Origin of the sequence: Zobellia russellii (assembly GCF_018728565.1) — a bacterium.
In the GTDB taxonomy this organism is placed as follows: domain Bacteria; phylum Bacteroidota; class Bacteroidia; order Flavobacteriales; family Flavobacteriaceae; genus Zobellia; species Zobellia russellii.
The window spans coordinates 74,091-88,938 of the sequence record NZ_JACSOI010000012.1; the positions used below are offsets into that span (position 1 = coordinate 74,091).

A 14,848-nucleotide genomic window follows, 5' to 3' on the forward strand; every position below is an offset into this window, starting at 1 on the left:
ATTTATTCGATAGTGTAGGTTGGGTTATCGGCATCTGCCAAGAAAAGTTTGATGGTGTAAGTACCTGCACTTACCGGAATATTAGCGCCATCTGATTCTAAGGTCCCGTCATTACCATCATCGCCATAATTTAAATCCCACGCATCATTAGTTCTGAACTTAATTTCACCATCTAATACTGTCACGTTTTCTAGAATCCATACCCCTTCATTGGCATAATCCGGAGTGAAACGCATATTGGGACCATCCCACCCATTTGGTGCGGCATCACCTACCAAGCCCCAAATATCCGTAGGCTCTATGGTATAAAGATTATTAGTAAAGTCTGCAGAAACCAGATAATTACCAGCCTCTACAAGAATGTTATCGCCATTTTCTTCTAGGGTACCATCAGCCCCGGAATCCCCAAAGTTTACGGCCCAATCATTGTTCTGCCTAAACTTCATTTCACCATCGGTTAGAGTTACTACCGCTCTCCATTGGTCAGTAGAAGAGTCATAGGTTAGTTGTGTATCCGGACCATCCCATCCAGTTGGCGTAGCATCACCCACCAATCCCCATGTAAACGGCTCAATGGCATAGCTAAAATCATTTAAGCTAAACATGACTTTATAAGTACCAGCTAGAACCTGAATATTATCACCATCTAGGTCTAAGGTACCGTCTGCCCCGGTATCTCCATAATTAACCGTCCAATCGTTGTCTCTTCTAATTTTTAGCTCGCCGTCCGTTAAGGTAACATATGTAACAAATTCATTTGCAATAGCCGTTGCATATACCGGCACATCTGGACCATCCCATCCGTTTGGCGTGGCCGAACCTATCAGTCCCCAAGGGGAACTTAGATCAAATGAGGTAGCGTAACCTGTAATGGTCAATGCCCGCTCAGCCGAGGAAGCTACCACCTCCTTACCCAATAAAGCTTCTACCCAAATTTTAACTTCATTTTCCAAGCCTGCCAACGCACCGGCATCCGAAATGGCTTCATTCAGTTCTTCCGCAAAGAAATTTTTGCTGAGTACATTGCCAACATTTATGCGCGCGGGCATTGCTTCCGTGTCCGTATCTACACCTAGAACTACGTTATAGGTAGGTACCGCTCCTGAGTAACCAAAATCAGGTGCCGACCAATTGAGGCCCAGTACAGTTTCACCCGTCATATCTCTCGTTAGATTAAGAGCGTCCATAGAAGACAAAGTTAATTGGGTGCTAGCAGCATCACTTACTCTAATACTTTCGTCATCATCGCTACAACCTGTCACTAAAAGTGCCATTGCTACGATGGATGTGTATATAAATACCAAATTTCTGTTCATCGTTTTAGTTTTTAGTTAGTATAGCCTGGGTTTTGTTCCAATAGCGGGTTTGCCTGTAAGGCTTCCAATGGAAACGGAAATAGATTGTAATGGTCCGGAATTGATGTTCCATCTACCACATTACCTTTCCACGGCCAATTGTAAGTTCCTCCCGTAAAGCGGTCAAAACGTATTAAATCCTGTCTTCTATGCCCCTCATAATACAACTCTCGCGCACGCTCGTCTATCAAAAATTGCTCGGTAAGGTCTGCTTCGGTAATGTTACCGCTAGTATCCCCATATGCTCTTTCTCGCAGGGCATTGATATAATCAACCGCCTGAGCAGCAGAACCGCCGCCTCCCCTAAATTGGGCTTCGGCGTACATTAAATAGGCATCTGCCAAACGGAATAAAGGAATGTCCGTATCGGAAAAATTACTTTGACCCGAACTACCATCCGAGTATTGATTTTGAAACTTGGTAGTTGGGTAACCACTTTCCCAAGTACGATAATCATCCATCTCATAACTGTGGCCTTCCGTCCAGAAGATAGCCCTGCTATCCCCAGTTGTTTCCAAATCACCGAACAAACCGTAAATAGCTGGAGTACAACGGTGCCCGAACCAACTTTCAGAATTTCCAAATTCTGCAATTGGCATGGTCGTATCGCCTAAACTACCATTAGTAAGATAGGTTGCCGTACCAAAGGATTGTACGGAATTTCTATCTCCAATAATTGGGAAAATAATTTCTGGAGATGTAAAGTTATCTCCTTGAAAGATGGATTGGTAATCGTCATCTAACGTAAACGACGACTCTAAAATTACCTTCTCACTATAGATCAAAGCATCTGAATACCTATCTGTGCCTGTGTATATTTGGGCATTCAAATAGATTTTAGACAACAACATGTGTACCGCTGCTTTGTTTGCCCTACCATATTCATTGCTCGCAGGAATGGTTTCTTCTACTGCCAATAGTTCACTCTCCACAAACTCGAAAACTTCCGTTCGGGTACTCTTTACTCTACTCACACCCGTTACACCGTCTGCTTCCGTCACCAATACAACACCTCCAAAAGTATCCATTAGGTAGTAGTAGAACAAGGCACGTAAAAAACGAGCTTCAGCCACATATACATCTGCATTTGGCTCATCGGTTTTCTGCACATCTATAATAAAGTTGTTTATCTGTGCAATGTTGAAATAACTTCTATTATATAGATAGCCAAAGAATTTGTTGGTAGGTACCCAGTTGGTTGCTGTAGTCAATGGGTCAAGACCGCCATCTCCCCATCGGTTTTTGGCTATATCGGTAGTGAGTTCTTGCATATTCCAGATTGCCCTGAAGAATACGGTTTCCCCTGGGTCGTCTCCAGCGATATCCGCTTGTTGGTTACTACTACCCGGTATACCAATACCGTGCAAGGCCAAGCCTCCATATAGTTTGCCCAGAATCCCTAAAGTGGCATTGGGGTCCGAATCCAATAGGTTACCCAAACTCTGCTCTACTCTTGGTTCTGTATTTAAGTCGTCTGTACAGCCCACTAAAACGGTAGCTGTAAATAGTCCGAATATTATCTTTTTAATCATCTGTAGTTAGTTTTTAGAAGTCAAGATTCAATCCTAATGTGTAGGTACGTGGACGTGCATAGGGCGAAGTCTCAATACCATCAAAATTCTCAGGGTCTAAACCATCATAATCCGTGATAACAAATACATTGTTGGCCGAACCATAGAACCTTAGGCTCAATTTCTTATCTTCAAATGGTTTAAGGCTATAACCTATGGTTATGTTATCCAATCTTAAAAATGAAGCATCCGATAAGTAAAAGTCCGACAACGCTTGCGTATCCGAAGGGATTTCTGGAAACCCGTTGTATTGCACACCATCAAACAAATTCAAAGTGTTGTTGATAAAGCCAGAATCTGTTTGTGGAATAGCTGCCTGTGCAAATCCTCTATTCAATAGGTTGGCGTTATATACGTTACCCCCAAGTTGTCCTCTTAAATTTGCTGTTAAATCTAAGTTCCTATATTGCACAAAGGTTCCAAAACCATATGTCCATTTGGGTTCAAAAGGAATAAATCTTCTATCGGCATCAGAGATAACTCCATCACCATTCTGATCTACAAAAGCATCCTCAATAACTTTTCCATTAGCATCATAAACCTGCTCATATAACCAAAACGTACGATTACGCTCACCAACTGCAGTTTGCCCAATGTTTATACCGGTACCACGACCAATACCACCGCCGCTAGAAAACTGGGTAATATTATCCAAATCAGTTATATAGGTTTCATTAAAAGCTGCATTCGCATTAAATTCCAACGAAAAATTATCTGTCTGAATAGGCCTGAACTGTAACGCAGCTTCAAAACCTTTACTCTCAGTTTCCCCCACGTTACTCACAAATCTGTTTCTTAAGGCACCTTCGGACTGTGGCACCTCTGCTAACAAGTCAGTTGTATTCCGGATATAACCATCCAAACTACCACTCAAAAAATTAGAGAAGAAATCAAAGTCAATACCAATGTTATAAGTGGAGGTTTTTTCCCAAGTTAAATCTGGGTTAAAGGCGTTAGCCCTATAGGTGGTAACCACCTCATTCCCGAAAATATAACTTACGGTTGGATCGCCATCATCGTACAAAGCGGTATACGGAAAGTAGCCCACCGGACCTGTAATGTCTTGTTGCCCTGTGAGTCCCCAACCAATCCTTAATTTCAATTGGTCTATCCAAATAGCTTCCTCTAAAAAATTCTCTTCATCTAATTTCCAAGCTAAAGCGGCGGCTGGAAAATAGCCCCATCTATCGTCTTCAGAAAATAAAGAAGAAGCATCTGCCCTCACAGAAGCCGTAAACAAGAAATTATTGTAAAGAGTTAAATTTGCCCTGGCAAAGAACGATTGCAAATTCAATTCTGTGTAATATTTAAACGGTTGTTGTGGCTCACGAAAACCATTTTCTGTAGTTGTCGGAAAAGTAGTTCCCTGATTCGTAAAGTTTTGGTAAGCGTAGCCCGCTTGCACATCCAATTTATTCAATGCCCCACTAAAATCCTTGGCATAGGATAAATACGCATCCAATAAGTGGTCTCTCTTTATTTGTTTTTCGCTGAAACTCTCGCTAAAGTTGTTGAAAATTGGTAGACCATTAAATACCGTATATGCCCCAACAGCACTTGGCAAGAAATATTCGTTTATGGTAGATTCCGAGTAATCAATACCCGTATTTACCACGGCCGTTAAATCTTCCAAACCGTGTATCTTATATCTAAACTCAGCGCTACCAATAAAGCGGTCCGCATCTTCATTACGCTCTCTTTGTTTTAACAAGGCCAATGGGTTTGCCGGACCAACAATACCTTGATCATCGGTCAACTGGTAATAACCACCAAAAATTCCTCCCTGTGGGTCATAAATGGGTAATGTAGGGTTGGAAGCCAACGCACTGCCTATGGCTCCCGAATCCGGTTGGTCTTTTTCAGTAGCAATACCCTTTGCGTTAATAGTAACTTTTAAATGTTCATTAAAAAACTCAGGAGCAATATTTAAAGAAGCCGTATACCTGTCCAATTGGGATTCTTTTAAAATACCTGCAATTTCAGAATGTCCAAAAGAAGCTCTTATTGGGATTTTGTTAAATAAATTCCCTCTGGCCGTTAGGTTGTTATTAATGGTGTAAGAGGTTCTGTAAATCTCTTCCTGCCAATTAGTATTATAAACAGTACCGTTTAACCCTAAAAATCCTGCACTATCCGGATAAGTTCCCTGAATAAAATCTACGAACCCCGCAGAATCAAAAATATCTATTTGATTGCTCAATGTCCCCACCTGTACATTAGAGGAGAAATTAAATTGAGGTGCTCCCTTAGTACCGGACTTTGTAGTGATTATAATAACCCCGTTAGAAGCTCTAGACCCATAAATAGCGGTAGAAGAAGCATCTTTCAATACTGAGAAAGATTCAATATCATTAGGGTTTATCAATGTTAAAGGATTTGCTTGCCCTGCGGGATTCTGATTCGATAACGGTACTCCATCAATCACTATCAATGGACTGTTATTAGCATTCAAGGAAGAACCACCGCGAATTCTTATGTTAATTTCCGCATCTGGATCGCCACCATTATTTACCACACGTACACCAGCAGATTTACCGGTAATCATTTGGTCTGCAGTAGTAATGGCACCCTTGTTCAAGTCATCGGCAGTTAATAATTGTACTGCACCGGTGGCATCTTTTTTGGTGGTGGTACCATAACCAATAATTACGACTTCATCAAGTTGTGATATATCGCTCTCCATGGCCACATTTACCACTTCAGAAGTAACGATTACCTCCTTATTCTTTAGACCTATGTACGAAAACACCAATACATCGCCTTCATTGGCCTGTATGGAAAAGTTTCCGTCAAAATCTGTGGTAACACCATTAGTAGTTCCCTTTAAAACAATTGAAGCGCCAGGCAAGGGTAATCCCAAATCATCTATGACCGTTCCGGTCACGTTTAGCTGCGCCAATGCAAAAAATGGTGCACAAAGTAACACCAAGAAAAACATTGTAATTTTCTTTCGCATAAGTGAGTTAAGTTTAAGTTAGTTGTCAAGAGTTGAGAACTCTTTAATTTGCCTTATAAAACTACTTTTAGATAGTCTCTATTTCGCTTCATTTTATAAAATGACCTAAATTGAGATTTGAAACCTTGTAATCAAAAAGATTTTCTGGACAACCGAATAAACCTTAAATAACTTACATTCAGAACATTGCAACAAGGTTAAAGAATTTTTGATGAAACAAACCCATGTCTTAAAAGTGTGTGACAAAAACTGAGAACAGCACTAAAAGAGAAAAACGAATTGCGGATTTACTTAATCCATTATCAATAAATTTTATAATCGATAATAATACCCCATGTAAATAATGAATATTAAAAGGTAATTTCCCTATCCGGTATCTCACCTCTTGTAATTAGAATTTAAAAAAGCCTCTGCTATTGGAAATGTTAAGGCTGTAATATCTGACCTCGAGTAGTTTTAAATTGAGTTTAAATTAGTCTCAACTTTTTTTGAGAAATACCTATGTCTTCAATAATTCAAAAAAATGTTCAAAAGCACAATTTTAAAGAAGTGGATATAAATAAGCCGTACGAAATTGATGTATCAATGGTAATGGATTTTAATCAACTTCATAAAATTATTAGCTCTTAAACGGGAAAGGCAAAAAAATTAGCCGCTCAATTGAGAGCGGCTAAATTCATTTGTGGCTATCTAGTACAATCTGCACCCCACACCTCTCCATCTTTGGTATAGGCTATAGTAAGATTGCCTTCATCTATTTGTATTCCTCCATCACTACTGATCAGGATATTCTCGTTCTTGTCAATTTTTATGCCTTTTAGACTTGGAATCCCATCTGAAAAATCAAAATTATATGAATCTCCAACTTTTACTAACGTTACACGCCCATCGTCCGTAGAAATGCTTGTGTTTCCAGAAGTCTCGGAATAACTGATTGAACCTTTATAAGTTCCCACAAAGAAATCATCATCGGCAGGGTCATTGTCTTTGCTACAAGAAACAATAAGGGCCGTAACGAAGAATAAAACAGCTATTTTTTTTATGTGCTTTTTCATAATTACATTTTTTAAAATTCATTGACGACCGAAATTAAACGTGATATTAATTATTCCAAACTCTGTTAAGGAATATTTGTGAGAGAAAAAGGTTTAGGGTTAAAAATCTAATCTTATAAGACTAAAACTAGAGAACTCTAAAAATTCAAAAACAAAATGGATTAAAATTATTGATTCTGAATTTAGGTGAATGCCACATTAGATTATCTTAATGTCATACAGTTAATCATACCATGATTACGGTCAACTACTCTGCTAGGTAGGAGTTACTTTTGGTGTGAACCAAAATTTAATATATCATGTCTTTAATCACAATTATCTTAAATATAATATTACCACCATTGGCCGTATTTCTCAAACATGGTCTAGGCTCTACTTTTTTGATAAGCCTCTTGCTTACTATGTTGGCTTGGTTACCAGGTGTAATCCATGCCTTTATCGTAAATAATGATTAATGGAGCGCAGCCTACGAACCTAATTTAATAACTACCGAACAACGGCTTGGTACATATTAATAGGTTGGACCTCTTACAACTAATAGAATTAATCTTTTAAGGTTATTAAAATTAGTTATTGCAATAATAGATGTTATCTAAAAAATGAAACTTTACCATTATTAACCCAAATAAAATAAGATTATCATGGAAACAAAATATGAAAAGTTAGTTGATCAATTAGAAGAGATACTAGAGAAAAATAGAGATGCCGAAAAAGGCTATAAGAAAGCTGCAGAGAATGCAGATAGCCCAAATCTAAAGGCTTATTTTGACAACAAATCACGCGAGCGTGCTCAATTCAACAATGCTTTAAGAACGGAAATGATAGCCAGTTATGATTCTATTGACGACAATAGTAGTTTTACAGGTAGTATCCATAGAGCTTGGATGGATATCAAAGCCCTCTTTTCGGCAGATAACGATGAGTCTATGTTGGAAGAAGCTATTAGAGGAGACAAAGCGGCCGTAGAAGAATATGATGAAGTTCTAGATGATGTAACGCTACCCGCCTCGATAGCTGCCCTTATACGTGATCAGAAATTAAAGATTAGAACAGATTTGAATAAGATTAAGTCTCTTGAAGATTTAGCTTAAGTTTACTACGTACTAAATGATTGGGAGCTACTATACAGTAGCTCCTTTTTTTTGTCTATATAGATATTAAGTGGTGCTAAACCTTTTTCGTGACAAACTACTCTGCCCTACCCTTAAATTTTTTCGGTAATATGCTGTAACCATTAGACGCAGTACACAAGCTCATGTCAAAATTATATGTAAAAAAGAAGCCCGCCTTTATTCCGATAATGAGCTAACCTTCACAGGAAACTCCGTTTCGCCTCCATATAACTTTATCTCTTGTATATCGGCTGGCATATAGAAACCTGCTAATTCTAATTCTTCCTTTACATTCCGCACCACATTACCCTTAGTAATCAGGGCCATCCTTCTGAAATCTTTGGTATCCACCCAAAAAAACACCTTTAGGTTTACTGTGCTAGTGGCTAGTTCGTCCTCAATCACAAAATTTTCGTGTTCCTCATCCTCTATAACATTTGGCTCCTTTCTTAAAGCTTTTAAAACAGTCTCCTTTGCCCCTTCAATGTTATCCTCATAGGCAATACCAATGTTGAAGTCCCATCTAAAAAAGCCGTCCTCGGTATAATTCGTGACCGGCTTGGTCAAAACATCACTATTAGGAATGTAAACGTCCTTCCCGTCAAAAGTCTTTAATTTTGTATATCTAAACTCTAAAGCTTTTACCTTTCCAAAGTTATCATCTATTTGCACGGTATCGTCTACATCAAAAGGTCTGCTGAAGGCCATTATGATTCCGGCGATAAAATTTTGACCAATATCCTTAAAGGCAAAACCCAGCACCACGGCACTTGCACCGGCCGCCGTTAATATTCCAGTTGCTATTGCACCTAGACCCGAAGCTTCCAATGCAAGCATTATGGCTACAATAACTAAGATGTATTTGATAGCTTGCCCCAGAAATTTACTCATTAAGGGATCACCTGTCCGGATGGCCAATCTTCTTTTTACAAAACCTCCTATCCATGAGCCTAATAATAAACCAAGTATTATAATAAGGACACCTACGCCTATCCCAGGTAACCGCTCTATAAAATTATTATAGAACAAGGTTATTGATTCTGATATAGTAGTGGCGCTTTCCTTCATAACACTTGGCTAGATTTTATAATAGTACAAATTCTGATGACCACTTATTTACTAGCGGACCAATTCATAATTTCATGCTGTATGGTTTCCGGAGTTTGCTGTCTTTTTTTCGCCAGACTATTGATCAAGACCCCTATGTTATCTTTTTCATTGTGGTCATCCACGCCATCCAATTCAGGAAAATTGGCCAAATATTCATCCCTTACCGCCAACCATTGTTTTCTTAGGTGCTCTTCATCTACCGATATTGAAACACCACCGTTATCAACAGGTTTTCCAACTTCCTCGGAAGTATTTTCCTGTCTTTCATATTCATTACCAAGCCCTCGGTTTTGTTGAACTTCGTTATTTAATCCTTCTTTACTAGATTTAATTATTGTACTCATGACTAACATTTTAAATATTGAATGTTGAAGTTACCTACCTGAATCCCAATACAGTTGCTCTAACTCGTATTTAATTGACCGGATAAAATCTAAAAGAGACTTCAATTTATTGTTGGCAAATTCCCATTCTAATTACATAAAAATTAGAGCCAAAAATACTTTAATATGGAATATATCCGTAATTTTGGATTAATTCCATATTATATAATAGTTGTCTTAAATCAATCAGCCTAACAAGTTAAAGTGTAATGGAACAGAAGATAAATCTGATAAAAAAATCCGAGAGAAATTTTAGGGTCGAAAGACCTGTACAAACTGGGTTTTCCAGCCCGGCAACACATTATAAAGAACCTAGAATAGACTTGAACGAGATATTGGTCACGAACCCTTCCGCAACGTTTTTTATTAGGGTTGCCGACAACCATTTCCAGGAATTCAATATTGTTGAGAATGATGTGCTTATAGTTGATAAATCCATGACTCCAAAGAGCAATCAGCTCGTGTTGGCTACTATGGATGATACCTTTAATGTAGTGCACATGGATAAAAATCTTAACTCAGAGCTGAATATATGGGGAGTTATAACTTTTATTATTAAATCCGTTTTATGATTGCGTTGGTAGATTGCAATAGTTTTTATGCATCCTGTGAGCAAGTTTTCCGCCCAGACCTTAAAAATAAACCTGTGGTTGTTCTTAGCAACAATGATGGTTGCATTATTGCCGCAAATAAAGAGGCTAAGGGGTTAACTGAAATTCCTATGTTTCAACCTGTTTTTAAAATAAGAAAGTTGCTGGATCAGCATGACGTCACCTATTTTTCGTCTAACTATACACTTTATAGTGATATGTCCCGAAGAGTAATGGATACCCTAAAATTGTTTTCGCCACAGGTAGAAGAATATAGTATTGACGAGAGCTTTATAGATTTGACACATTACCAAAAGGAAAACCTTCAAGAGTTAGCCCATCATATTAAAAATACAGTTGAAAAAAATACGGGAATACCAGTTGGTGTAGGAATTGCAAAAACTAAATCCTTATCCAAACTCGCCAACAAATTAGCAAAAAAAATACCTTCAAATAATAATGTTTACATTGTTGATTCCGAAGAAAAAAGAAAAGATCTGTTACAAAGTCTTAGGGTAAAGGATATTTGGGGAATAGGTAAAAAACATGCCATACGGCTTGAATCCAAGAATATTAAAACTGCCCTAGATTTTGCAAATATGCCGGTTGCGTGGGTTAGGAAAGAGATGACGGTAATTGGTGAACGCCTTTGGAGAGAATTGAACAATGTGCCCTGTTTGCAGTTGACATCATTTCCCAATGAGAAAAAAGGAATTGGTACTGCAAAATCATTCGGTTTTAAACTAACGGATTTAGGATTAATAGAAGAAGCTTGTAGCTCATATGTAGCTGAAGTTGCCGACCTTCTGCGACAGCAGCACAGTGCTGCCTCAAAAATGGAAGTATTCTTACAGACCAATCAACATAGTGCCATAGACAAGCAGTACTATAATAAAATAGTTATTACACTAGACACCCCTACGGATAGTACGGCCAAGCTAACCAAAGAAGCCCTTAAAGCCCTACGGAAGATTTATAAACCCGGTTATCGTTACAAGAAAGTAGGTGTCAACCTAACTCAATTGGTCCATAAAAATACAATCCAAACTAATCTGTTCAATAGCCCTCACAAAACTGAAAGTCCTGCAATCACCCATGTAATGGATTATCTCAACAGCAAGTACGGCAAGAATAAAATTAAACTTGCTACGGTTGGCAACCGTGACAAGGAGTGGGCGCTTATAAAAGAACACCGCAGTCCCAGATACACCACTCAATGGAATGAGCTCTTAACCATTGGCAATTGCTCAACGAAACAAATCGTACAATAACAGAAAACCAAAAACCGATTCTGTACACCTAAAATGTTTTAATTAAATTCACTCTTGACATTAAATCTGGGTAATTAAACAAAGATAAGAAATCCGCAAAGCCCTGAGTTAGTTCTATAGATGTGTATTACTTTCGTAAATTTTAGTGGTTTCCCGTATTTGGATGGTTCCTGTATTGTCTCCCGAAATTTGTGACAACCAAAAATCGACCAAGATTTCACTTGTAGCACTACATGCTTGCAGCCCATAGGAATAAGGTCTTACCCCTAATGTGTGCGTAAAGGCAATATTGTTTATGTGATTGTTTGGATTTCCATTACCATCAATAATCCGGTATGCTGTATCTATGTCTATACCCCCGGTATACATGTATAATCTGCCATTTTCTGAGAATATTTTTTCCTTAGAAACATATTCCTCCACTTCTTCTTTGCCCTTTTCAGATGAAAACTTGGCCCTAGCTTCACGAACACTTTTTCCGGAAACGAGTGACGGAAAGGGATAGTCCGTCAACTCTATAGTACCATCCCCTCCACATTCAATAAACATCTTGTAAGCTATACTTCTAGTTTCTCCTTCCAAGTCTTTTACTTCAACATGAGTTGTCCCAGAGTTGGAATCGGAATTCAGTATTTTCACCTTCCCACTAATTAAATCTATACGACCCGCGTCATAGAGTGCCAAAAGAATATTGGCGGATGAAAGGGGCATTGCAGCAATGACATTCATTAGAAAAGGCTTTACCCTTTTTCTAAAAAAGAAATGGTCTTCGGCAGGCAGTAGTTCTGCATGAAAATTGAGTCCATACATTAAATCATCAAGTGTTTCCTTCCAATGTACGGGTTTATTGTTTTCCACAGAATCTTTGGCAGCTACCATTTCCTGTTTCATTCCATTAAAGGAATTGGTGTATTCATGTTTTTTGGACATGACCTCAACAAAGTTAGCAAACCCGAAATCGGGAGAGTCCAATCTATGGGCAACCTTTTCTAAGCGATCTTCAAAAAGTGCTTCTTTTAATGCAGGTTTACAAACCTCATTAAAATAGGTTTCCAATCTTAAGAAACCCAAATCATCAACTAAGGACAAAATCTCTTCCCTGCTGGTATGCCTGTAAATTTCCCGCATGCTTTTACGCTGTTCATATTGCAGGTGGGGCAACCATCCTTCGGCGGAATGCAGTACAATTTTAAAATCGGGAGCGTCCTTATGTGGATTAAAAATCAGTTGATCAGCTTCTTTAACAAACTCTCCATGACGATGCGCAAGAGAAGTAACCACATCAAAAGCACTCAGCGAAGCTCCTAAAATACCAATCGTAAAATTATACAGGTGGCCTTGTTCAGGTAAAATTTTATGTATGGGCCATGGGCTGGAAAAATAGCCTGCTCCACTCTTTTCCTCATTCTTCCACTCATGGCCTGTAGCTATAACAATCTTGTCCAAGACATGCGTATTGTTATCTTGGTCTACCACTCGAACTTCATCAGATCCAGGTAGAATATCTATAATTTTGTTTTCGGCAAATTCGGTAATGGAAACGCCCTTGGCCTTTAATTTATTAATTAATAGGATGTACTGCGACCGAAAATATTGTCCTAGCGCCAAACGACTATATACTTCAGAATCGTTGATAGGAAGCTCTGTAATGTTCAAAGATTTTAAAACAGATTTATTCTGCTTACGCAACCAATCTCCCAAAGTATCTGTAAGCTCAGGAATTTCTTCGGAAGATATATTGGATAGATTATAAACATCTGTAGTTTCTGGAGTATACGGCATACCCATGCCCATGTTCTTACCACTTTCAAAAATAAAAATGCTACCTATCTCTTGTTTAAGGGTGTTTATACGGTCGTTTATATGTTTCAGTAGATATATGGCCATTGGGCCAGAACCAATTATGGCCAATCTTTTTTTAGGTGTTTTTTGCATTTCCATTTACATCACATTTTAATCCTGTTATTTTATAACAAACAAGATGTTAAGCAATATTAAATGTAGGATTTGTATTTATCCGAAAGTGATGCAAAGAGATAATTTGATACTCCTAATACATAGTATCAAACCTTTCTTTTAGATTGAATAGAGTATAATTTCTACCTAAGTTTAAAATAAAAATTCCATTAACCTGGATTATTTTTCTTGAAATAGGATATAACACTAGGCCCTGTAATTCCATGAATTAAAATACTGAACATTACTACATAAGACACAAATGCATAAATTTCGTTAGTAGCAATAAAATTCCCTTCATGTAACGCAAATGCCAAATAGAAAAAAGAGCCTACCCCCTTAATTCCAAAGGATGAAACGGCCCATTTTTTAGGTTCCGTAAAGGGAGTTCCCATTAAAGCTATTCTACCGGTGAGAGGTCTAATGACAATAATAGTAACCAAAGCGATTACTATTCCTTGCCAAGTGGCAAAATTTAAAATTCCCGATGCTATAAAACCTCCAAAAAGAATAGTCCATACCATTATTAGAAACTCCTCTATCTTTTCGTTGAACAATAAAATCTCCTGTTTATCTTCATCGGAATTTATATTGTCCGTTTGCTCAGTTTGCTTCAGTTTTTTGTGAAAGTGATATTGTGCGAACAAGCCGGTAAAGAACGTGCTAAGGAATCCATAAGTACTCAATAGCTCTGCAAGGCTAAAAGAAAAAAATGCGAGACCTATTCCAACAAATCCGGAAAGAACCTTGTTTTTATGTATGGACTTTAGGTTACGAATCAGATAACTAAAGACAAAACCCAATAAGCTTCCAATAAGTACCCCTCCAATAATCTTGAACGCCATATAATAACCAAACCAATAGGTGAGATCTATATTTTGAAATGAAGTGCTTTGAGACCATAAAATTGCCAAAAACACGAACGGAAACGCCATACCATCGTTCAAACCAGCTTCAGAAGTAAGTAAATAGCGCATTCCCGTATTTTTCTTATCATACATTTCGTCCTTTTTTAACTGGAGCTCCGCTGCCAATACAGGGTCCGTAGGTGCACAGACGGCAGCAATTAATAGCGAAGATGCTCCATCAAAACCTAAAAAATAATGACAGATAAGAAACAAAAACGAGATGTATAACGGCATGGTAATCAGTATGAGCCGCAATGTATTTTTCCAATGCCTAGGACTATATCTCATGCCTAGTTTTAAACCCGCCCCCATAAGGCTAATAATTACTATTATTTCCGTAATTATTGTTACCTGTTTATTGCCCCATATGGGTTCAGGCCAATTTACCGGTACCCCTAGGTAATAGGTTAAAAACCCAATAAGTAGCAACGGTACGGTAAAAGAAACTTTTATACGAGATAGTACTAATGGCAAAAAGGCCATTAGTACTATAACAAAGCTGAATACTAGGAGAATGTAATAATAGTCTTTAATAACTTTAATTTTAAGTACTATGAAACAAATAAGACCTTAATGAGTCT

Annotated in this window: 12 protein-coding genes; 4 read left to right on the plus strand and 8 right to left on the minus strand. The window is 38.1% G+C overall.

Annotated elements, in window-relative coordinates; all coding sequences use genetic code 11:
• Positions 1-2 precede the first annotated feature (2 nt).
• From H9565_RS19435 to H9565_RS19450, 4 genes are all read right to left on the minus strand, one after another.
• Positions 3-1,316: a SusE domain-containing protein gene (locus H9565_RS19435; RefSeq protein WP_246560837.1), complete on the minus strand. Its 1,314-nt coding sequence runs from the start codon at positions 1,314-1,316 to the stop codon at positions 3-5.
• Positions 1,317-1,327: 11 nt separating this feature from the next.
• Positions 1,328-2,887, minus strand: coding sequence for a RagB/SusD family nutrient uptake outer membrane protein (locus tag H9565_RS19440; protein ID WP_215442036.1), 1,560 nt, complete (start codon positions 2,885-2,887; stop codon positions 1,328-1,330).
• A 13-nt stretch (positions 2,888-2,900) separates the two neighbouring features.
• Entirely contained in the window at positions 2,901-5,882 is a 2,982-nt protein-coding gene (locus tag H9565_RS19445) for a SusC/RagA family TonB-linked outer membrane protein (RefSeq protein WP_215442037.1), read from the minus strand.
• A gap of 686 nt (positions 5,883-6,568) precedes the next feature.
• Positions 6,569-6,937, minus strand: coding sequence for a hypothetical protein (locus H9565_RS19450; RefSeq protein ID WP_215442038.1), 369 nt, complete (start codon positions 6,935-6,937; stop codon positions 6,569-6,571).
• Between the two features lie 299 nt (positions 6,938-7,236).
• Between H9565_RS19450 and H9565_RS19455 the strand changes: the two genes are divergently transcribed.
• Both H9565_RS19455 and H9565_RS19460 read left to right on the plus strand, forming a co-directional pair.
• Positions 7,237-7,392, plus strand: a complete 156-nt coding sequence (locus tag H9565_RS19455) for a YqaE/Pmp3 family membrane protein (RefSeq protein ID WP_215442039.1) — start codon at positions 7,237-7,239, stop codon at positions 7,390-7,392.
• A gap of 186 nt (positions 7,393-7,578) precedes the next feature.
• Positions 7,579-8,028, plus strand: coding sequence for a ferritin-like domain-containing protein (locus H9565_RS19460; RefSeq protein WP_215442040.1), 450 nt, complete (start codon positions 7,579-7,581; stop codon positions 8,026-8,028).
• Positions 8,029-8,226: 198 nt separating this feature from the next.
• Here H9565_RS19460 and H9565_RS19465 read toward each other — a convergent pair whose 3' ends face one another.
• Positions 8,227-9,117, minus strand: coding sequence for a mechanosensitive ion channel family protein (locus H9565_RS19465; RefSeq protein WP_215442041.1), 891 nt, complete (start codon positions 9,115-9,117; stop codon positions 8,227-8,229).
• Positions 9,118-9,161: 44 nt separating this feature from the next.
• Positions 9,162-9,503: a hypothetical protein gene (locus H9565_RS19470; protein WP_215442042.1), complete on the minus strand. Its 342-nt coding sequence runs from the start codon at positions 9,501-9,503 to the stop codon at positions 9,162-9,164.
• 248 nt (positions 9,504-9,751) lie between these two features.
• Between H9565_RS19470 and H9565_RS19475 the strand changes: the two genes are divergently transcribed.
• Positions 9,752-10,114, plus strand: coding sequence for a S24 family peptidase (locus H9565_RS19475; protein ID WP_215442043.1), 363 nt, complete (start codon positions 9,752-9,754; stop codon positions 10,112-10,114).
• Complete coding sequence (locus H9565_RS19480) at positions 10,111-11,403, plus strand: Y-family DNA polymerase (RefSeq protein ID WP_215442044.1); 1,293 nt, start codon at positions 10,111-10,113, stop codon at positions 11,401-11,403. The genes H9565_RS19475 and H9565_RS19480 overlap by 4 nt, the downstream gene beginning before the upstream one ends.
• Positions 11,404-11,517: 114 nt before the next feature.
• Here the strand turns inward: H9565_RS19480 and H9565_RS19485 are convergent, their stop codons facing one another.
• Positions 11,518-13,344: an FAD/NAD(P)-binding protein gene (locus H9565_RS19485; protein ID WP_246560840.1), complete on the minus strand. Its 1,827-nt coding sequence runs from the start codon at positions 13,342-13,344 to the stop codon at positions 11,518-11,520.
• A gap of 185 nt (positions 13,345-13,529) precedes the next feature.
• Positions 13,530-14,750, minus strand: a complete 1,221-nt coding sequence (locus H9565_RS19490; RefSeq protein ID WP_394370260.1) for a cation:proton antiporter — start codon at positions 14,748-14,750, stop codon at positions 13,530-13,532.
• Between the last annotated feature and the right edge of the window lie 98 nt (positions 14,751-14,848).